Source organism: Achromobacter sp. GbtcB20 (genome assembly GCF_019091095.1).
Taxonomy (GTDB): Bacteria; Pseudomonadota; Gammaproteobacteria; order Burkholderiales; family Burkholderiaceae_B; genus Achromobacter; species Achromobacter mucicolens.
On the sequence record NZ_JAGXJZ010000782.1, the window covers coordinates 1 to 245 of the forward strand.

At 62.4% G+C, this 245-nt stretch carries 1 pseudogene; it reads left to right on the plus strand.

The features are described from left to right. Positions 1–162: 162 nt before the first annotated feature. Positions 163–245: pseudogene (locus tag KVT32_RS31105) on the plus strand (YbaB/EbfC family nucleoid-associated protein); the annotation flags it as partial.

The following is a 245-nucleotide window of genomic DNA, read 5'->3' on the forward strand; positions in this document are numbered from 1 at the left end:
GAGGAGCGCCAGCGCCAGGCCGAGGCCCTCGTTGCCGGCGATGCTTTCGTGCAAGACATGGAGCGCACCTTCAACGCCTTCGTGGTGCCCGGCTCGGTCAGGCCGCCGGCCGCCTGAACCGCACACCCTTTCTCACCCTCCGACGTATTGGAGAAGCACATCATGATGAAAAACCAGGTCGCAGGCATGATGAAACAGGCGCAGGCCATGCAGGACAACATGAAGAAGGCGCAAGAGCAGCTGGC